This window comes from Paenibacillus sp. (genome assembly GCF_035645195.1).
GTDB lineage: Bacteria > Bacillota > Bacilli > Paenibacillales > YIM-B00363 > Paenibacillus_AE.
This window is the reverse complement of sequence record NZ_DASQNA010000014.1, coordinates 17,555-38,781: the sequence shown is the minus strand read 5'-3', so window position 1 is coordinate 38,781 and position 21,227 is coordinate 17,555. Positions and strand designations below refer to the sequence as shown.

Below are 21,227 nucleotides of genomic sequence, written 5' to 3'. Positions count from 1 at the left end.
GAGTCCCGCTCACCCGAACTCGACCTTTCGTTTGCCTTACTTCGACCTGCCCGCTTTGTGCTTCTGACGGTAGTCGCTCGGGTTGAGATCGGTATGTTTCTTGAATAGTCGCGTAAATGCGGAAAGACTCGTATACCCGACTTGCATGGCGATTTCCGTGACGGGCAAATCGGTTTTCTGAAGCAATTCCGCCGAGATGCGAAGCCGTTCGTTCAGCATATACTCTTTCATGGACATTCCCGTTTCTTTCTTGAACAAGCGATCCATGTAATCGGGGTTCAAATAAAATTGGGACGCCAACGCTTCCCGGCTCAACTCTTGGTCCAGACGGCTTTCGATGTAACGGCGCGCTTTCTCCACGACGGAGTGCGACTGTTCGATTTCTTGGACCTGACCGATGGCTTTATCCGTTACGTGTTTGACCCATTGCAGCATATCCGAGATGGAATGCATGGCTCGATCGGACAATTCGGCGGACGTGGCGTCATGAAACAACTGCCGAGCTTCGATATTTTTTTGCTGCAAGAACGTGTATAGGATTTGCAAGAAATTTTGATGAAAATGACTGAGCGACCGCGCATCGCATCCCGAGCGGTTTTTCAGCGCGTTCAAGTATTGCTCCGCTTCGGAAATGAGCCCCGTCTTCGAACCCTTGGCGAGCATGACATACCAGATTTTCATGTCCGGCATGGGGATCGTGCCGAGCTGTTCGGACGGATGATCTTCTAGGAAAACATGATTGTTGTAAGCGACATTATTGGCCTGCAACGTAAGGAGCTGTTTCGTCTGTTTCGCAATTTCGTGAATAGGCGAGATGTTGCCGACGTAGCACGAGATATCGCAGTAGAAGTAAGGTCGGCAAGATTGGATGTACGACTCGAACAAATCTCGTAACTGTTCCCGGCGAATGGGAGAATCCGGCTTCACTTCGATCAAGGCCAACATTTTACGGCTTTCCAGCGTGATGACGTTCACCTTCGCGCCCAGATCGCGGAGCTTCTCTTCGGCGACGTTCTTGAGCGCATACTCCAAAATTTTCTCGTCGCGCTGCAGGATCTTCTTATGCCATCTCTGAACGTGAATGAGCACCGGCCAAACCCGCATGTCCTCGTCGAAAGGAATTTTCCGTTCCTTGATAACCTGGCGCGCCGCCGCCTCGGTCGGAGGGACGACGAGCTGCACCAAATCAAGCCAGAATCGTTCGATGAACAGCGGATGATGCTGTACCCAAGATTGGCTTTGTTCCGCCAACCGGTTCTGCTTGCGAATTTTCTCCATCACCTTCAGAACGGCCGATTCCAATGTTTCGGGCGGCACGGGCTTCAGAATGTAATCCGAGCTGCCCAATTCGATAGCTTTACGAGCAAAGGAAAAATCGGCATGACAAGTTAGGAAAATCGACTCCGTCGAAGGGAAATGCTCCTTCACCCAGGCCAGCAGGTCCAATCCGCTTTCTTCCGGCATTTCAATATCGCAAATCATAATGTCCGGTTTACGGTCGTTGAACACTTCTTTCGCCTGTCTAGCGTTATTCGCCGTCAGCACGGCGGAGACCCCGATGTTCCCCCAATCCACCGCGGTCTTCAGGCCATTCACGATGAACGGTTCATCGTCCACGATCAGCAATCGAGTCATTGCCGTTCCCCCTTAAGCTTCCGTTTCTAATTGCAAAGGCAAGCTGATTTCCACGACGGCCCCTTGCGGCAGCGCGTTGGAAAAAGCAAGCCGAGCTTTATCTCCGTAAAGTAGGCGCATGCGATGCCACACGTTCCAGATCCCGATATGCTCCCCTTGCTCGTCGACGATCCGGTTGCCGTGGCGCAGCTCGCGCAGGACCTCTTCTTTGAAGCCTTTGCCGTTATCCCGAATCGCGATTTGGATATAAGATTCTTGTCCCGAATTTTCCGTTCGAATCTCGATGGCGATCCGGAGCGAATGATCCAGCGAAACGGCGTGCTTCATGGCATTTTCGACAAACGTCTGAATCAACAGCGGAGGAACGTGGATCTTGTCCAATTCTTCGGGAAGAAGCATTTCGCATTGCAAGTCCTGTTGAAAGCGCAGCTCGTGGATCCTAGCGTAGTTGCGGACATGGTCCAACTCTTCCATCAACGGGACGAACGTGAGGTTGCTTCGGAACATGTACCGGAAATATTTTACGAGCAGCAGGCTCATTTCCTTGATGTTCTCGTAGTTTTTCGCCAAAGCTAGGTTGTAGATGATCGAAAGCGTATTCATGAAAAAGTGGGGTTTGATTTGCAATTGCAAATGCTGAAGCTCCGCTTTATGCTTGCTCAATTGCTCTTCGTAAACGCTGATTTTCAGCTCTTCGATTTGAGCCATCATCCGATTGAATGTCTTGTTCACCAGCATGAATTCATTCGACGTCGGGTACGGCTCGACGCGGAACTTCACGTTCCCCTCCCCGATTCGCTTCATGACGGATTCGATTTTCCGTAGAGGGATGAGCAGCGTTCTCCTTAAGAAGATCAGATACCCCGGCAGCAAAATAAAGCCCAAGGCGGAAATGATAAACACCACTTTGTTCAAGTAAGGCAAATTTTGAAGAATGACGGAATTCGGAATGAGCGCCACGAGGCTGAAGTTCCCGACGCGGGATCGTTCTCCGACCACGAGATAGCGCTCGCTCCCCCCCACAAGATAATGGTTGTCCATGTCTTTGTGGAACGAAATCCCTTCCGTATTTACTCGATTCGTTTGGATCATCACTTCGCCGGTTTCGCTTAACAGCAAGGAACCGCCGTTTTCGCCGAAATGAATCAACGAGAGCGGCAGCATCAACGTATCGGCTTTGACCCACGCCCCGACAAGCGTATCCCCTACTCGCATCGTACGCATGAGATAAAACTGGCCGTCGATATTCGCGGTAAACCACCCCAGGTTACGAGCCCCGGTCCCTTCCGGATTCGAACGCGCTCCGTCCCGAATAAATTTTCGAATGGTTTCTTTCTCGGTCAAGTCGATTCGTCCGTCCACAATGTCCATCAAATCGTCGTCGGGAATCGAGTATACGAAAAACGCGTCCGTCTTGTAGATCAAGAGGTTGTTTGTTAATTTTTCCGACATTCTTAATTTCGACATGATGTATTCATCCGAATTTTGAGGCATATCCAAGATTTGCACATCAATATCCGAAGAAACAAGGGACATCAAGTATCGGTCTACGTCCTCCAGCCCGTTATCGATCTCCCGCATGTATAGCGACATCATGTTTTTGTTCGAATTCGCGACTTGGTCGCGGACGACGTGAATCGCGTAATAATTGTTATAGAATAGGAGAACGATGAGCGGCACGGTGACCAGCAAACCGCTCGCCACCAATTTGAATCGGATCGAGTTCAGGGAGTGGAAAAGCTTTCGCATGTAAAATCCTCCTCATCAGTACCGAGAGAACATAGGTTTCTCATTCTACTCATGATATGATAGGGTTTTCATTTCCGCTAGCGAATCTTCGACTTCTTCCTGTGCTGATTTCTACCATTGACCTTCTTCATGAAAAACGACCCGCGAGAGGCCGCTATTCCATAGCGTCTCTCCGGGTCGTAGTTCTCCAAATCAGATAATTTTCTCCTCGCGGTAAGCAAAATAATCGAAGTCTGCCGGTATCCGGGCACCGCTTAAATCCTGTACGCAAACGCCGACGAAGGCGCCGGTGAAACCTTGATCCAGCAGAAAGCCTCCGCGCTTCGCTTCAGCGTTCTCATCGGACATTCGTCCGGCGTCCAGTATAGGTCCGATAGCCGTCCATGCATGACCATCAGCGGAGTAAAGAAATTGCGCCCGTTCGTGCTCAAGCGTCAGTTTCAGGTACACGCGCTGCCAGCCTTCGACGGAAACCTCACGCTCTAGCGGCTCATCGTATTGGCCTTGATCGCTCACCATCAGTGTTAAGCTTTTGCCGAGCGACTCGTCACGGCTGACTCGAAGATAATACCAGTTCTTCGCGTTATAATAGTACACGAGGCCGGCCATTTGCTGATAGGTTTCGGGCTCGAACTCGACCACGGTTTCGGCCTCGGCGACGAACGACTGCTGACGGCGCGCGACAAGGCTCTGGCCGTGCATGGAGGAGAACGATTCCCTGCCGCGAAGCCGCAGGAAGCCAGGTCTTTCCCGCAACGACAGCCAGGTCTCATCGGCAGGCTCGCGCAGTGTATTCCAATGAATCCCGAGAGACTGTTCGTCGAAGTGATCGACTCCGGTTCCATGGACGGGTTCGTCGAACGGATGCTCCGGCAATGTAGGTCCGTCGACCTCGGTGCGCGGCTCGTTCCCGCCGCCTGCCAGCCTCAGCCAGCCTTCCGGCGTCCACTCGACCTTCTGAATGGCGGTCTCGCGTCCAAGGTTGCACATTCGCGATGAGGTCAGCGGACGGCCGCACAGATGCACCATATACCACTCGCCATTGGGGGTCTCTACCAAGTCTGCATGACCTGCCCGCTGTAACGGCAGATCGGCGTTGTCTTTGGAAGTGAGAATAGGGTTCATAGGATCGACTTCATATGGTCCCAGAAGCGTCCTTGACCGCGCCATCGTCACCGCATGATTCCAACGTGTCCCCCCTTCCGCAGTCAGCAAATAATAGTAGCCTCCGCGTTTGTAAAGATGGGGACCTTCCGTCAAACCAAGTGACGTGCCGCGGAAAATATTATGGATCGGTCCAATTAGCTTTTGCTTTCCCGGATCGTATTCCTGTATCAGTATACCGCCGAAACGATTTCGGCCTTTCCGGTGATCCCAAACCATATTAAGCAGCCACTTACGCCCGTCATCGTCATGGAACAGTGACGGATCAAATCCGCTGCTGTTCAGGTAAACCGGCTCCGACCAAGGCCCCAAAATGTCTGCGGCGGTTACCAAGTAATTATGGGTGTCTTTGAAAGGCCCTAAATGACTTTTCACATCGGTGTACACCAGGTAAAACATCCCGTCGCTATAACTTAGGCAAGGCGCCCATATCCCTCCTGAACTGGGGTTTCCGATCATATCCAGCTGGCTTTTGCGTGTGAGCGGATGCGTCAACAGACGCCAATTACATAGGTCGCGAGAATGGTGAATTTGAACGCCTGGAAACCATTCAAACGTCGAGGTGGCGATATAATAGTCGTCACCTACGCGGAGAATTGACGGGTCCGGATTAAAACCCCTAAGGATCGGATTGACTATCCTAGTCATCTACCTCGCCCCCACACGAAAATTGAGTTTGTTAACCTTCCACCTGGACCCTCCCGGATGCGGACAGTCCTTATTCCCGAGCTTCGCTCGAATCTCGACCAGGCATCCGCAGTGCATGCACGTCGTATCATATTCAAGCGCCGGGCAAGCTCGGCACGCCGCAAGCCGGCCGGCATACGTGTAGTCGTCGACGAGCCCGAAGCCCTTGCCGGCCATCGACCCGAGCAGCCGGTCGATTTGGCTGCGCGGTACCCGCACGTCAGCCGAGCAGCCTTTGCAGTCGCCGTCCCGCATGGCTTAGACGCGAAGCGTCAACACGGCGACGGACATCGGCGGCAGCGTCGCCGACAGCTCGCCGCCGCTCATCGAAAAGCCGTCGAATTGCTGCGGCTTCACCGTCTCCGGCTGCTCGAACGTGTTGTGCGCGTTCATGTCGGCATGCGTCAGCACGCGGCCGCTGACGCTCGGCGATCCCGCCAGTCCGCGAAGCCGCAGCGACACGGAAGCCTCGCGATTCGGGTCGACGTTGCACAGGCTGATGTCGATCGTGCCGTCGGCCCGCTTCGACGCCGACGCGCTTACCTGCGGGATCGCTTCCTCGCCCACGCGGTACTCCCCCGTCTCAAGATGAAGCGCGAGCGCCTCGGCGTCCTGATGCACCTTGAACATTTCGAACACATGGTAGGTCGGCGTCAGGATCATCTTCGCGCCTTCCGTCAAGATCATCGCCTGCAGCACGTTCACCGTCTGGGCGATATTCGCCATGTGCACCCGGTCGCAGTGCCGGTGGAACACGTGGAAATGCAGCCCCGCTACAAGCGCGTCCCGAAGCGAGTTTTGCTGGTACAGGAAACCGGGGTTCGTGCCCGGCTCCACCTGGTACCAAGTGCCCCACTCGTCGACGATCAGGCCGATCCGCTTCTCCGGATCGTGCCGATCCATAATCGTCGAATGACGCGTAATCAGTTCGTCCATACGCTGAGTCAGTTTCATGGTTTCGAACCATTCCGCTTCGTCGAACCCGATCGCCGGACGTTTGACCGCAAATCCGCCAGGCACCGTGTAGTTGTGCAGACTAAGCCCATCCATATGACCGCCCGCTTCGCGCATTAGCACATCGGTCCAATGGTAGTCGTCGACGTTGGCCCCGCCGGCGATCTTGTAAATCCGGTTCTCGCCGTAGTTCCGCACGTACGTCTGGTAACGGCGGTATTCATCGGCGTAATATTCCGCCCGCATGTTGCCGCCGCAGCCCCAGTTCTCATTGCCGACGCCAAAATACTTCAGCTTCCACGGCTTTTCGCGGCCGTTGGCCTTCCGCCAGTTGGCCATCGGGGATTCGCCCTCGAAAGTCATATACTCGACCCATTCCTGCATTTCCTGTACCGAGCCGCTCCCGACGTTGCCGCAAATGTACGGCTCCGTGCCAAGCAGCTCGCACAGGTCGAAAAATTCGTGCGTGCCGAAATGGTTGTTCTCTACGACGCCGCCCCAGTGCGTGTTCACCATGCGCTTTCGCTGCTCCCGCGGGCCGACACCGTCCTTCCAGTGGTACTCATCGGCAAAGCAGCCGCCCGGCCAGCGGAGCACCGGTATGCTAAGATTCCGCAGCGCCTCCAGCACGTCGTTGCGGATGCCGCGCGTATTCGGAATCGGTGAATCCTCGCCCACCCAGATGCCTTCGTAGATACAGCGGCCTAGGTGCTCGGCGAAATGTCCGTAGATATGGCGGCTGATCGTACCGGACGCTTGATCGGCATGAACGGTAATCGTTGCTTTCATCGAATAAACTCTCCCTTATTGTCTATTTCATTGTTCATTCATCTTGCATGGTTTCCTCCCTCTCATGTTCATCATGAGAGGAAGGAGTCATAAATCCGGTTTCTTGCCGCCCGTTCCTCCGGACTGAGTTTTTGCGCGTCCGCAATTTCATAGCCGCCGAAGGTATCATACAGCCTGGACGAAGGATCAACCTCCACAAAGGTGCACCAAGGCAGCCAGTGGTAGTGGCTTTCCAATGTTTGGCTGGTAAAATTGCCGCTTTCGTGTCCCAAGCCCGGCATGACGTATCCGATGCTGCCGTCTACATCGCTGGATTGCCGAGTATTCTTGTGAATGAACTCCGCAAAGTCGAGATAATGTTCATCGCCTGTAATCACATACAGCCTGTAGTACGTATACGCACAGGCGGCCATGTACACATCGGCGCCCCCGCCGATCGTAATGATGCTCTGTCCGCTAATCGAATACTTATTGAAAGGATGCTTTGGCATGGGGGAACGGACAGGGAACGTCCACGCATACGTCCAGGTTTCAGTATAATCGGCGGCCCCGATCGCGCCCTCCAGCCATTTGTCCTCGCCGGTTAGATCGAACAGGGCAAGGAACCCGAACAAGGCGTATATGCCGGCCTCTTTATCCATGATATCCGTGTTATCGCATGTGCCCCCGCGGTATTCCATGTTCCGGTAAGCATTGTCGAAAGACCACTCCCCGGCCTTGGCGGCGGCGGTTCTGTATCTCTCGTCGCCCGTAACCAGATAGAACTGCACCAAGAAGCGGATCACGCTGGGCGTGTTGGCCTTCGAGTCCATACGGATGGAGCTGTCGGTATGATAAGCGCGGTAAAAGCTGCCGTCTTCGTTCTGAATACGCACCAGCCAATCGGCGGTCTTGCGGCAAAATTCCAGCCAGGCCGGCCTCTCTACGCCCCTATTGCGCTCATACAGATAAGCATCCAATATCGCCTCGATGCCGTCGGCAAGCATCCGGATATAATGCGGGTACGGTTCGAACTCCTTGATTCCGGGGTGGTAGCACATGTGAGGCAAGCCGGAATCGGTCATCGCCGTCCTTACCCAGAAGTCAATCGTATGGACCCCTTTTTCATAGGCATCGGGATCGTTTTCTTTGTCGCCATAACGCAGCAACTGGTAGCCGATGCCTGGCTGCTGTCCCACGAAGCCGAACTGGAAGGACACGGTCGATACATCCATATCGGGCAGTTGGCAGGCAAAGGGCAGACCATAGGCATCGCCGTATTGCCGCGTATATGTAGTAAGGATCTTCATACAGTTGTGGAAATGACGCTCATTGTCTACATTGAACAGCTTGTCCCGCATCCTGCTGTAGGTTGTCCGCCAAATATCCTTCATCATAGGCTGGTAGTCGCTATACTGTCCGAATTGGAGCGCCACAGCGTAGGTCTGCTCAAAGCCGACTTCCACAGGGTGGTTTACGCGGCGAAAAGTTTTGGATGTTCCCTTATAGTCAAGACCCTCGAACTGATTCCTTCCAGGCATCTGCCCATCGCATCCCGGATATACATAATCGATGGACAGACCGTCGATCTTCGCCTCGAACTCCTTGCGCACCGCAAATCCGTAATACAAATAGTTCAAAGTCCGGCTTTCCGGCTTGCTCATGCCGATGGCCCCGACCGTAAACTGGGGATCTACACTGTTTTCGGACAGCACGATATCGGTGGATCTCATGGTCACGTCGGATGCCCAGCGCGAGAAAGCCGCCGTTTCTCCGGACACGATGTTTTGCATGGCGAATACAGGCAAGGCGCAGCGGGTTTCCATCTGCCAGAAATATTCGTTATTGAGGTCCTTGCCGAAGAAATGATCCGGAGCGAATTCGTTCTGTCTATACCAGACGCCCGGCGCGAAACAGTTATAGTCATGCACATCGTCCGACTCCGTCATGACCAAAGAAAATTTGGTGGAAAACCCAAGATCGTCCCCGGCTTTATGCACTTTTACTTTGCGGCTCAACTTGAAACCGGCGCCGGTCGTTTCATACACGTCTGTGAACAAAAATGCAGAGCCGGAGGGTACGGCTAGAATGCCTGTTGCCGTGATGCTGCCGCCGGATTCGATGACTTCGTTGTAAGGAGCGTCATAAAATTCACTAAGAGCAAATGAAGTCTTTATTGTTGCAAACAGGGGACGTTCATTGTAATAGAGCAAGCGATTGTTCTTTTGAACCTGTAGACCGCCACCCTTAAACAGGATGGTATATTCGCCATGCGCCATTTTCACGGAGATCGCCACGCTCTCTTTTTTGATGTTCCGCCACGCATCAGAGTTCCGCGCTTCTTGCCGCTTCCCGGTACTCTTGCGGCGTCATACCTGTCATTTTCTTGAAAAATCTTGTAAACGAATGCGCCGCTTCATAGCCGACGCGAGCGCCGACTTCATGAATCTTCAACTCTTTGAGAAGCAGCTCCTTCGCCTTCTTCACCCTGGCCTGATCGATATATTCGGACAAATTTTGTCCCGTTTCCTGTTTGAACAGACGGGATAAATAAGACGGGTTAAAATGCGATTGCTTGGCCAGCCGAACAAGGGACAAGTCCTCGGCCAAATGCTGCTCGATGTAGGAGAGGATCCCTTCGATCGCGCCGGCGGCTCTGCTGTTCTCCCCTTGACGTCTTAGCGCAAAAAGCGTATCCGCCGTACGGGTTAGAAATTCAAACGCCTCGTGCCACGAGGCATGCGCGTCGAACCGCAGAAGGGCGGATGCCGTAATGTGGTCGTCGGTCGGCCTTTGATTGATGTAAGACAGAAACACGAGCGCAACGGAATAATACAGTTCCATTACTTGTGCCGCATGGACCATCCGTCCGTTACGCACCGGCTCGGACATCTCCTCCAGAAGATCCATGAAAGCATCCATTCGTCCGCCTTCAAGATGCCCGGAGAGAAGCTCGATCTTCTCGGTCCGCACGCGCTCCCGAATCGGTTCGGCCGTATCCTGCTGGCCGACGTCTACCGTCATCACCATGCTTGCTCCGTCGCCCACCCTGACATGCTGCAGCTGGCGCAGACGGTCGTAAGCTCGAGGGAGCGATTTCCAAGGAAGCGGGGCGCCTCCAATGATAAACGCGGCTTCGACATTCAGGGATTCCAGGCATGCCTCCTGGATCAGTTCCAACGTCCCTTCCAGGAAACGAACGGAACCGGCGTATGCCTCATCCTCTCTTTCATGCCTTTCTGCAATCGGCTGGATCAACCATAGCAGGTCGCCGAATCGGTCAATAATGCCGACACAACGAGTCATATCGCGAAGAAAGGAGTCTCCCAGAAGCTTCACGGCCATGGCCGCTTCCTGCCGGTCCGCATAGGACGGCTTCTCAGCCGCTCGAATCAAGCTGCCGAATACGAGCAGGACAGGCTCTGACGGATTGAGCGGAATATTCAACTTCCGGAAATCTTCGGCGCGCACTTCCTCGTTCAAGGTGCCGGAGCCGGCTAGCAGATGACGGAAATACTCGCCATGCGCAAGCGTTTCCAAAGTATTGCGCTGCTCCCTGGCTTGCGCCAGGTGACGGTCAGTCCGAAGGCCCTCGTCCAGCTCGCGGATCGCGTCCTGCACTGCTGCGATCACCTTGTCGTACCCTTCGGTCTTCAGCAGATAGCGAACGCCCCAGGTTTGAATCGCCTGATATACGGCATCGAAATCGTTATAACCGGTTAGAAAAATGATTCGGCACCTCGGCCAATTGTTGCGGATGATCCCCATGAGTTCAAGTCCGTCAATGCCAGGCATGCGGACGTCCGACAGCACGACGTCAATCCGCGTACTGTTCAGCCAATCCAGCGCCTCTCCGCCTGAATACGCCTTACATATATCCAAACCGGGTATGTCGAGTTTGGCCAAAATTTCGGCCATACCGTCGGTAATGATGGCTTCATCGTCAACGATCAGCAGTCTGTACATACGTACTCGCCTCCCTCAGCGGCACTCGGATCGATACCCTGAGCCCGCCCAGTTTCCCGCGCGCGGCTTGCAGCCCGCTGCCTTCGCCGAATGTGATCACGATACGGCGGTGAATATTTACGATGCCAGTCGTTTCCGACCTATCGTCTTCATGGGCGATGGCCGACGAGATCCGTCTCAATTCCTCGTCGGTCAGCTGATCGCCGTTATCCTCGATCACGATGCAAGCCCACTCTTCCGAGAGCTCGAAGCGCACCTCGATGATGCCGTCCCGGGTCATCTTCTCCAGGCTATGCTCGAATGCGTTCTCAATAATGGGCTGTACGATCAAACGAGGCACCATGACCCGTTCCAACTCCGCCGGCAACTCGTCGAAACGGACCTTGATTCTTCTGGAGAAACGAAGCTCCTGAATTTTGGTATACATTCTGGCGTGATGAATTTCCTGTTTAAGCGTTACTTCGTCCGACGCATTGCGGGTTACGAACTGAAAGTACTCGCCGAGCTGCGTCGTGAATTGCTCGATGCGATCCGTGTCTCCCATCTTGGCCATCGTATTCAAGATAAAGAAGCTGTTATACAGAAAGTGCGGATTGATTTGAGATTGAAGCTGCTTCAACTCCGCTCGCTGCGCCATAATTTTCTGCTTATACGCCTGATCGATCAGCGTGCGCAGATTGACGACCATCTGATTGAAGCGTGCATAGATATAACGGAATTCGTCGTTCGCTTCGTGAGCGATGGCTTGCTCGAGATCCCCGCTTTCCAGACGGCGGAATCCCTTGACCAGCTTGAGCAGCGGCTTGTGAATGAACTTGTATGTCGAAAGGGCGTACACGGCTATGATGACCAAGGCTCCTGCCGCGAAAAACCAAGCCAATGTATAAAATTTGTCCAAGGGCTTGCGAACGATTTGCTCCGGAATAAAACGGTAAATGGACATGTTCAGCCGGTCCGAATAGGCATGGGAAACGAAATACCGTTCGTCCTCGAGCGTAATCGTTCCGGACCCTCCGTCGGCGATCCCGGCGAGCTGCTGCTGCGTCTCGCTGTCCAGCACGCTGACAAAGCCGCTTCCGAGCATGGAGCCCCGTTGACCCGATATCAAGACGGTACTACTGCCCGGGTACGTGTTAAACTGCTGCAGCGCCTGCCTCAGCTTCCGGCTGTCCAGCTCGATTTCGATCGTAAACAGCGGTTCTCTCCCTTTCATGCCGCTCGGCTTGGCGGCGCTCAGGAATAGGTTCCCCTCCCATTGAATGGGCTCCGATCCTTGTCCGCCGAAATCGGCGCGAATCGCACGATACCGGTCTCCTTCGAAATCTCCCGCGCCGTTCAGCGAGGAGATCGTTTTGGCGATCGGCCGGATATGGACGCTGACGTTGTGAATGTAATCGCTGCTGTTCTGCAGGGAATAGATGCGATTCAGCACCGAAGTGATTTTCTCCATCCGCTCGATATCTCCCATCGTTTCCCACGTGATGGCGATCCTGTTCAGATCGATGTCCTCGAGCAGCCCATACTGCAGCAGTTTCATCCTTTCAATCTCATTCTCCAGGTCGCCGAGATAGAAGGAAATTTGGGAGACGGCCGTCTTCGAAATATCTTCGCTTGCGGTTCGAATGCTCCATTGATACGTATAGACGCCGAGCAGGATGATGGGCAGCATGATCAGTACAAACGTCGTCACCAATCGAATAAAAATCGTGTTGCGTAAAGAGAATTCGGGACGTTTGAACAACGCAGTCTCCCCCGATCTTTTCCTACAGTATAAATCAAGAGCTGCGCCGCCGGTTCATCCAAATTCCGTTACCCTTTTACGCTGCCTAATACAATACCCTTGACGAAATATTTCTGAAGGAACGGATAGGCCGCCAGAATCGGCAGAGAGCCGAGGAAAATTTGCGACGCTCTCAGCGTTCTGTCCGAAATCATCGCCATGTTCAAAATGTCTTCCCGCGACATCGCGGAGAAGTTTTGCTGAATCACGATCGTTTGAATATAGCTTTGCAGCGGATAATTAGCCGGGTTACCCATCAGGATCAGGCCGTCGAACCAGCTGTTCCAGTGCTCAACCATCGAGAACAGCGCCAGCGTCGCAATCGCGGGCTTGGAGATCGGCACATAAATTCGCCAGAGCGTCGTCCACTGGCTCGCGCCGTCGATCACTGCGGATTCCTCCAGTTCTTTGGGCACTTCGCGGAAGAAATTGAGCAACAGCACGATGCTAAATACCGGAACCGCGCCGGGCAGAACGAGCGCCCAGATGGAATCGAGGAGCCCGAGCTCTTTAATGGTGACATACCATGGAATCAGTCCGCCGTTGAACAGCATCGTCATGAAGAAAATCCACGCATAGACGAGACGAAAACGGAAGTTCTTCGACTCTTTGGACAGCGGATAGGCGACCATGATGATCAGCAGCAGGTTGAGCGGCGTTCCGATCCCAATCCGTTGCAAGGAGACGAGCATCGAGCGCCAGAATCCCTCCCGGCCGCCTGTAAACTCATAAGACGCGAGCGTGAAATCAACCGGCCATAGCTTCACGTAGCCTGCTGCTGCTGCGGTGCTGGAGCTGAACGATACCGCGACGATATGGATGAGCGGAAGTACGCACAAAAGTGCAACGAGAATGAGAAACGTCGTATTGACGGCCGCGAACCAATCGAACGGCTTGCCGGTTTTCATGGACTGGGGGCGCGCGGCAGATGAAGGCTTTACCATTGGGCCGGACATTCAGGCTTCCTCCTCCTAGAAGATTCTATATTTTGCGAACCGATATGCGAAGAAGTATGAACCCGCGATCAGCACGAACGATACGACTGACTTGAAGAAGCCGACCGCCGTCGCCACGCCGAATTGGGCATCCAACAGTCCGATTCGGTATACGAAGGTATCGAGAATATCGCCGCTCTCGTACACCTGCGGACTGTACAGGTTGAACACCTGATCGAAGCCGGCATTCAGAAGCTGGCCTAGACTCAGCACCGACAGCAGCACGATCACCATCCGCATGCCGGGCAGCGTAATATGCCACGCTTTTCTCCACCTGTTCGCGCCGTCGATCGTCGCCGCTTCATATAGCCCCGGATCGATCCCCGTAATCGCAGCCAGATAGATGATGGTGCCATAGCCGAAGTTCTTCCAAATGTCCGAAACAATCAATGTGGTCGGAAACCACTTGTTGTCTCCCAGGAAAAATATCGGTTCTATTCCAAAAGATTTCAGCATATCGTTGACGATTCCGCCGGATGGAGACAGCAGGTCAATCAGGATTCCGCCCAGGACGACCCATGATAGGAAATAGGGAAGATAGATCGTCGTCTGAACGGTCCGCTTAATTACTTCGTTCTTCAACTCGTTCAGCAGAATCGCAAATACGATCGGCACAAGCAGTCCGAGCACCAGCTTGAAGCTGGAGATGTACAAAGTATTCCAGAGCACTTGCATGAAGCTGGGGAGCTCCATGACGTAATTGAAATTATCCCATCCCACCCATTTCTGGTCGCCGAACAGCCCTTTTGCGGGTACGAATCGCTGAAACGCGATCATGATACCGGCCATCGGGATGTAGGAGAAGATGACGATAAACAACAGTCCCGGTAAAATCATCAAGTGAAGGGGAAGCTCCCTCCACGCTCGTTTGTTCCGCATACCTATCCCCTCCGTCTCGAGTGCAGAGAAGCAAGGAGGCAGGGGCCGTAGGCGCCTGCCTCTGCTGATCCATTACTTCGTTGTTTCGTACCATTCGTTGACTTCTTGCGTAATCTGTTCGCCTCCGAGCTTCTTCCAGTCTTCGACGAATTTATCGAACGTTTCGATCGGCTGTCCGAGAATGATTTTGACGAACGTCTCGTCTTGCAGCTTCTCGAGGGTGGACTTCCGCTCGACCATCGTCGGGGTAGGCGCCCCAACAAACTTGTCAATCAGGAATTGACCGTTCTTGTCATATTGGTCGGTAATGCCCATCGAGCCCTCCGGACCGTAAATGCGCTCCCAGCCCCATACCGCGAACCCTTCCTTGGAGCCGCTGTTAAACAAATCGATCTTCTCCTGAATCGTCTTGGCTTCGCCCTTCAGCACCGACATGTCGCCCGCTTTGCGCGCCGCGTCGATCTCGCGATACGCCGTAACGTTTTTCTTCGGCGGAGCCGGTTGTACCGGTGACAGCTGCCACACGCTTTCCGCTTCCTTCGGCGCGTAATACTTGTCGAACTCAGCCGTTTCGCCCCAGTTTTTCTCTAAGTGCATATTGAAAAGCTTGATGACCGCTTCCGGATGCTCGGCACCCTTCCGGACGGCGAAAAACTTCGTCGTGCTAAACTTCTGGGGCACTTTCGGCAGCTCGCCGTTCTCCGATACGATCGGGAATGCACGCCATTGCGCATCCGGGTCGTTGTTCTTATTGAGCTGCAGCGGCCAGATGGAGTTCCACTGTTCGCCGTACAACATGCCGATTTTGCCGGCCGTAATGTCTTCCGCCACTTTGCCGCCGTCCTTGATGCCGAATTCCTTGTCGAGTTGGCCGTTCTTCATCATGTTCTGAAGCTCTTGAAGCGCTTTCTTCACTTCAGGCTGGATGCTGCCGAACACAAGCTTTCCTTCCGCATCCTCCACCCAGATGTTCGGGTACGCTTTGTAGCCGGCCATAAAACCTTCCAGCCCCATCGCTCCGCCCCAGACATCCTTCGTCATGCCGAGACCATACGTATCTTTCTTGCCGTTGCCGTCCGGATCGTTCTCCGCGAATGCCTTCGAGATCGCAAGCACGTCCGCCATCGTCTTCGGCTGCGGAAGGCCGAGCTTTTCCATCCAATCCGTACGAATCCAGATAAACATGGATCGCTCGATCGACGGCTCGACTTGCGGAATCGCCATCAGCTTGCCGTCGAGCGTAGCCGCGTCGAACGGGCCGCTGCCTTCCTGAGACAAGATGTCCTTGGTCAGCGGGGACGCGTATTTCTCGTACAGTTCCGTCATATCTTCGATGAGGTCGGATTCCGCCAGTTGCTTTAACTGAATGGGGCTTACCGGAAGGAAGTCCGGCAGTTCTCCGGACGCCAGCGTCACGTTCAGCTTCTGCAGATATTGGTCCGAATCGGGGTTGCCCTTAACGACCCAGTCATATTTGATTTTAATGCCGAGCTGTTCTTCGTACAGACGCGACCATCGGTTGTCTTCCAGCGTTTCGCCTTGGAGGACGCCTAGCACGTTATTCTCGACGACATCGCTCAAATTCCGGATGGTCGTCACTTCGATCGGAGGATCGTATTTGCCCATCGGATCCGCCGAAGTGTCGTTCCCTGACGCCTCGCCGTTTCCTTCCGTCGTTCCTTCGTTCGTTGCGGTCTCGCCTTGATTCGCCGGCGCGTTCTCATTGCCGCCCCCGTTATTGCCGCTGCAAGCCGAGAGTACCATGATCGCCGCCATGAGCAGCGTGATGGACTTGGCGTAGCGTCTTTTTCCGGCCTTGCCACCCATTTTCATTCCCCCATCTTAACTTTTTGAGACGATGCCGCATGCGATGTCTACGCTTTCATTATAGTAATCCCGCTCAAGCAGCCACAATGTGCAAGTTTTTACTTCGTTACCCGCTCTTTACTACATGCAAGCGCTTTATTTCCCTGTACGCTTTAGCGCTCGTTCCCGTGTACGCTTTGAACTTCTTATAGAACCAGTCGATATCCGTATACCCGACCATGTTTGCGACCTCGTAAATGAGCAGATCCGTTTGTTCCAGAAGCCGCTTCGCCTTTTCCATCCGTTGTTTCAATACATATTCATTGTAGGACATATTTTCATGATGTTTGAACTTCTGCCCCAAATAGGCACAATTAAAGTGTAAATCCTCCGATATTTTCTTCAACGTTATATTGCGGTGCAGCTCCCTATCCACATATTTTTTGACTGCATCGATAATCGGCTCCTTCGGACGGGGCCGGCGGCCGCCGTCGACGGCGGTAACGGGTTCCTTACCGGACTGCACATCGAGCTGCCGTTTAACCGCTTTCAAGCTAGCGGTCAGTTCGGAAGCCTGAACCGGATCAGGAAGATAGTCGTTGACTTGATAGCTCATCGCCTGCTTCGCAAGCTCGAAATCGCGGTCGCCGCCGACGAGGATAATAGAAACCTGGCTTTTCCCACGGATCTGGCGGCATATTTGCAAACTCTGATAAGGAGAATGCTTCATATCCAGCAGCAATAGTGAAAAGTGTTCCCGCTCAAGAAGCTTCATGATGCCGGCGAAATGGCCAGCATAGACTTCTAGGACAAAACCCAACTGTCTCCAGTTGAGCATGTGCTCCGTCTTTTTTCTCGATTGCACGTTGGGATCAATAAGCAATGCCTTATGCACCTTCGTGTACCTCGCTTTCAGACAAATCGCCCGCAATCGATAACTGCAATTTTTCGTGCACGATGATTCCGCTATGGTCGATCAACGGATCATTTTCATTATCCTCATTGAAAATGGGCGTTTTCAATCCGCATATTTTGATTTCGTTACCCTTTCTTTACTTTTTGAAACCGCTTAATAAAATCAAAAAGGAACAGACCTGCCTGTGCAAAAGGCGAGGGTATGTTCCTTTATGAATCGCAACGGTTCCTTTAATGCCAGTCGCACGCTCCGCCCGAGCGGCGACTCGTCGGCGGCGCCGGCGTCAACGGCAGTGCTGGCGCTGCCGACTTCGTTGGATGGTCAGCATAGATGGTAAGGTTCATGGCAGTCTCTTCTTTCCCGCCGGTTGCCGGGTGTGGTTGCGGTATTCTGTCGGGGTCATACGTTCCAGCTTCACGAATTGGCTCACGAAATAGTCGGCGTTATTGAATCCAATCCGCTCGGCGATATCATAGACGCGCATGTCCGTCCGTCTCAGCAGCTTCTTGGCCTCCGCGATGCGCAGCTGCAGGACATAATCATTGAAATAGATTCCAAAGCTCTTTTTGAACAATTGTCCGAGGTAGGCAGGATTCATATAGAAATGATTGGCGATCTCCTTTAGGTTGATATTTCTGCGGAAGTTTTGATCGATATAGTTTTTGATTTTCAGCATTCCGCCTTTGCCTGCCTGATTCAAACGGCTTACTGTTTCCGCCGCTTCAAAGGCAAAGTCTTCAACAATCCGCCTCAACTCGCGGATCGTAATATTATGGTCCAGCCATCCTGTGACGGGTGCGATGCTTGCGAGATCCTTCTCGTCGCCTCCCATCCCTCGAATCGTTCTCACAACGTGATGCACGAATTGAATGATGGCCGACTTCATCGCCTCCGGAGAGAAACGTTTTTCCAGAAATTCCTCGAACATTTGGTCTTGAGTCCGTACAATTTTCCCGCTGTCGTTCTCTTCAATCGCTTCAACCAACGTGCAGAACACCGCGTCATCAAGCAGGGTATAAACTAACTGACCGGTGATGTCCGAGTATAAAATCACTCGATTCGAGTACATCAGGAATTTGTGCTGCATCGCTTCCACGGCGGTGACGTAAGAGGCCTGCAGTTTCGTAAGAGACTGCACGGAAATTCCGGCATAGGCCTGAAATTCAATCGAGAACCGCTCTTGAAGCATTGCCAACACCGAATCCATAAATGCCCTTATATCTCCCTGAAAGGGAGCCAGATACACATCGGGAACAACAACGCCATACGCCCTCCGGTGTCCATAAATCAGCGGGTCTCTATGCGAGGAAGCAGCTATGCGGACCGCTTCGCGGATGCCTTGCTCCATATCGTCCTTCGCAGGCAGCTCGTTGCTGTTCCACGGAAGAACGTTATTCCATTCGAGCAGCATGTAAGTGAACTCCGCCGCACCAGCGTCCGCCCATGGCAGCCTCCACGAAAGAAGATCCGTTTCGGTCATGCCGCCCCGGATCAAATCCTCGACCAACTTTTCGCCCTCCAATGCGCTACGTCTCGCCTCCAACTGCTTTTTGGCCGCAAGTTTGTCGCGGATCCCCTCTAGCGCTTGCACCATTTGATCCTCGCCGATCGGTTTCAATACATAGTCATTCACGCCGCATCCCCTCGCCTGCTGGGCACAGGCGAAGTCGGTATGGCCGCTAATGAAAATGAAATCCGTTTCCTGTTTTTCATCTGCTGACACCTGAATAAGCCGAATTCCGTCCACGTCGGGCATTAGGATGTCGGTTATCAGTTGATCCGGCTTCCTCGCCCGGATCATGTTCTGTGCATCCCCCCCATGTTCCCTCTCGGCTATGACTTGAGATCCGACGCTTTCCCAATCCACCATTCCCATCAGGCCTTTGCGGACAAACCATTCGTCGTCAACAATGATAACGGAAAACATAGATCCACCCTTTCTGGAAGGTATAGCGGGAAACCCGAAAAGCCAGCGACAATTTGGGCAGTCGCCTTATAAATGAACTTTACGGGCTGCATGAGGAGCTAACAACATGTCTGATTTCGGTTCAATACATTACAAATTATTGGTTTTTATGTAAAAAAAGCGAGCCCGTATAGCAGGGCCCGCCTTTCCTGAGTCGCTTGTTCAGCGTATTTAAGCATCTATGAGGAGGCAAAAGAAAAGACCGCAAAAATCCTAAGATTTTATGCGGCCTATTTAGTCGTTTATTTAGTTCGTAATATTCCTGATGGTCTCTTCCGCTGCTTCAACCATCTCGATCGCCTGTTCTTCAGACAGTTTTCCAGAACTCGCAAAGTTATTGACTTGGTCGATAAAAGCGTTCAATATTTCGACCGCTTCTGCAGATTTGTCATGTTTCGTGTCGGACAGCAGTTTTTCCGCCTGATCCAGCTTTACCGTCAGGGCATTCTTATTGCCATGTACAATATCCAGGCCAGCAACGATTTCTTTAAGGTCGGCAATCCGATTTCTGTACTCAACAGTCACCGTAGCTACTGCCTTCTCAACGGTACCCTCGATCGTACCCTCTACCTTGAAGACTCCTGGCCCGTCGTTACCATAGCTTTGCGGATCAATGGCATCCCATACAACCGGCCGTTCTTCCGAAACAACCCCCGTCGAGTTTTGATTGACTTCAACAGCCACTGTTGCAGGTAGAATGGGAGCAACCCCGGACACGGTATTTACCTCTACTTCCGAAATGCCTCTAATTTTACTCTTCGAGAATAACCAGTCTATGAGCATCCCCCGCTCTGGGTGAACGTATTCGTTATAGACCGGAAGCCATACGGCATGCCCATCGAATACATGACCATTATAAGGAGGATTATTCAGCCTGTTTTCCTGCAGGATGGTTAACAAGGAGTCGTTCCAATAGGGTCCGTAAATTCTGTCAGTATTAACAACGGAATCATATAAGAAATCTTTAACATCTACGAAGGTCCAAAGAGGCAAATAGGCTACCGCTTGCGCGTTCGCCACGCTTCCAGGTCCACCTGCGGGACATAATGGTGCAGCCGCTGCGGCGAAGTCAGGGTAGGTCCGAAGGAAGGTCCAGGTGGAGCCTCCTCCCATGGAGAACCCGGTAATATAGACGCGGTTCGGATCGACTTTGCCGGCAGCTATCATCTCGTCGATGACTGCCTTGACCTTATGCATGTGCTCGGGAGTAGTCGCATTCCGAGGAGCCAGAACATGGCTTGGATACTTGGCCTGATTCTCGGGGTTGGCCCATACGGTGCCGCCATTACTAAATCTGATAGGAGTATAGATATCGTTGCCCTGTCCGCCCCCGTGGAAGAACACGACTAGAGGCAGCGGCTTATCGACATCTTCGTTATAGAAGTAACTGTAGTCCAGCCCGTTATAGTTTGCATATTTAAATTGGTCAAGGACGGGACTGACGACGCCGGTCTGGACGAATGCCTCGGGCACGATGGAAGATCCGTCCGCAAAATTAATTTGGGCACCCTTATAAGTAATCGTGTACTTCGAATCAAATGTATATCCGCCATCGCTCGTCGAACCGCCATCCCCCCATCCGACATCGGGAAAATCAATAATGATATAGCGGCCGGTATCGGAAGGAGAACCCGAATCGTTCACGTTGCTTGTATAAACATCAATGACTTCGCGCGGACCGTCATACGCTACAAAATTCGGATCGACTTTTCTTGTAGCGACCACGTGCACTTCGAAATCGGAAACAGAAAGCGAGGAGGCAACAACCTCTTTGCCCGCGTCGATAATGACGGCATCCGTACGCTCGTGAAACGCAAAGTTTTCATTTTTAAGAATAAACGGTAACGTTGTACTCGTCGTTTCATCTGCCGCGAAGACAGTAGATAAGTTGAATAACAGGCTTAGGCAAACCAATAAAATCGTTACTAACCTTTTCTTAAACATCATACATACAACTCCCTT

The 21,227-nt window shown here is 52.8% G+C and carries 14 protein-coding genes; all 14 read right to left on the bottom strand.

The genetic code is table 11. The features are described 5' to 3' along the window. Window positions 1-36: 36 nt before the first annotated feature. On the bottom strand, window positions 37-1,635 hold the full coding sequence (locus VE009_RS06555) for a response regulator (protein WP_325006580.1): 1,599 nt from the start codon (window positions 1,633-1,635) through the stop codon (window positions 37-39). Between the two features lie 12 nt (window positions 1,636-1,647). Beyond that, window positions 1,648-3,384 (bottom strand): sensor histidine kinase, encoded by a 1,737-nt coding sequence (locus VE009_RS06550; protein ID WP_325006579.1) that lies wholly within the window; start codon window positions 3,382-3,384, stop codon window positions 1,648-1,650. A gap of 192 nt (window positions 3,385-3,576) precedes the next feature. Then, complete coding sequence (locus tag VE009_RS06545) at window positions 3,577-5,196, bottom strand: glycoside hydrolase family 43 protein (protein ID WP_325006578.1); 1,620 nt, start codon at window positions 5,194-5,196, stop codon at window positions 3,577-3,579. Beyond that, window positions 5,197-5,412, bottom strand: coding sequence for a DUF6171 family protein (locus VE009_RS06540; protein ID WP_325006686.1), 216 nt, complete (start codon window positions 5,410-5,412; stop codon window positions 5,197-5,199). Between the two features lie 81 nt (window positions 5,413-5,493). Further along, on the bottom strand, window positions 5,494-6,978 hold the full coding sequence (locus tag VE009_RS06535; protein WP_325006577.1) for an alpha-N-arabinofuranosidase: 1,485 nt from the start codon (window positions 6,976-6,978) through the stop codon (window positions 5,494-5,496). A 71-nt stretch (window positions 6,979-7,049) separates the two neighbouring features. Then, window positions 7,050-9,254, bottom strand: a complete 2,205-nt coding sequence (locus tag VE009_RS06530) for a hypothetical protein (RefSeq protein WP_325006576.1) — start codon at window positions 9,252-9,254, stop codon at window positions 7,050-7,052. Window positions 9,255-9,282: 28 nt separating this feature from the next. Beyond that, window positions 9,283-10,923 (bottom strand): response regulator transcription factor, encoded by a 1,641-nt coding sequence (locus VE009_RS06525; RefSeq protein ID WP_325006575.1) that lies wholly within the window; start codon window positions 10,921-10,923, stop codon window positions 9,283-9,285. Next, the gene (locus tag VE009_RS06520; RefSeq protein ID WP_325006574.1) at window positions 10,901-12,664 is read right to left on the bottom strand and encodes a sensor histidine kinase; all 1,764 of its coding nucleotides are present in this window, start codon (window positions 12,662-12,664) and stop codon (window positions 10,901-10,903) included. Before VE009_RS06520 ends, VE009_RS06525 begins: the two co-directional genes overlap by 23 nt. Before the next feature lie 68 nt (window positions 12,665-12,732). Continuing rightward, window positions 12,733-13,611, bottom strand: coding sequence for a carbohydrate ABC transporter permease (locus tag VE009_RS06515; RefSeq protein ID WP_325006685.1), 879 nt, complete (start codon window positions 13,609-13,611; stop codon window positions 12,733-12,735). A gap of 63 nt (window positions 13,612-13,674) precedes the next feature. Continuing rightward, complete coding sequence (locus VE009_RS06510; RefSeq protein ID WP_325006573.1) at window positions 13,675-14,577, bottom strand: ABC transporter permease; 903 nt, start codon at window positions 14,575-14,577, stop codon at window positions 13,675-13,677. Window positions 14,578-14,649: 72 nt separating this feature from the next. After that, on the bottom strand, window positions 14,650-16,404 hold the full coding sequence (locus VE009_RS06505; RefSeq protein ID WP_325006572.1) for an extracellular solute-binding protein: 1,755 nt from the start codon (window positions 16,402-16,404) through the stop codon (window positions 14,650-14,652). Between the two features lie 106 nt (window positions 16,405-16,510). After that, window positions 16,511-17,278 carry a helix-turn-helix domain-containing protein gene (locus VE009_RS06500; protein ID WP_325006571.1) on the bottom strand — a complete coding sequence of 256 codons (768 nt, stop codon included), beginning with the start codon at window positions 17,276-17,278 and terminating at the stop codon, window positions 16,511-16,513. Between the two features lie 361 nt (window positions 17,279-17,639). Further along, window positions 17,640-19,226 carry a response regulator transcription factor gene (locus VE009_RS06495; protein ID WP_325006570.1) on the bottom strand — a complete coding sequence of 529 codons (1,587 nt, stop codon included), beginning with the start codon at window positions 19,224-19,226 and terminating at the stop codon, window positions 17,640-17,642. A gap of 285 nt (window positions 19,227-19,511) precedes the next feature. Continuing rightward, window positions 19,512-21,212, bottom strand: a complete 1,701-nt coding sequence (locus tag VE009_RS06490; RefSeq protein ID WP_325006569.1) for an Ig-like domain-containing protein — start codon at window positions 21,210-21,212, stop codon at window positions 19,512-19,514. Window positions 21,213-21,227 lie beyond the last annotated feature (15 nt).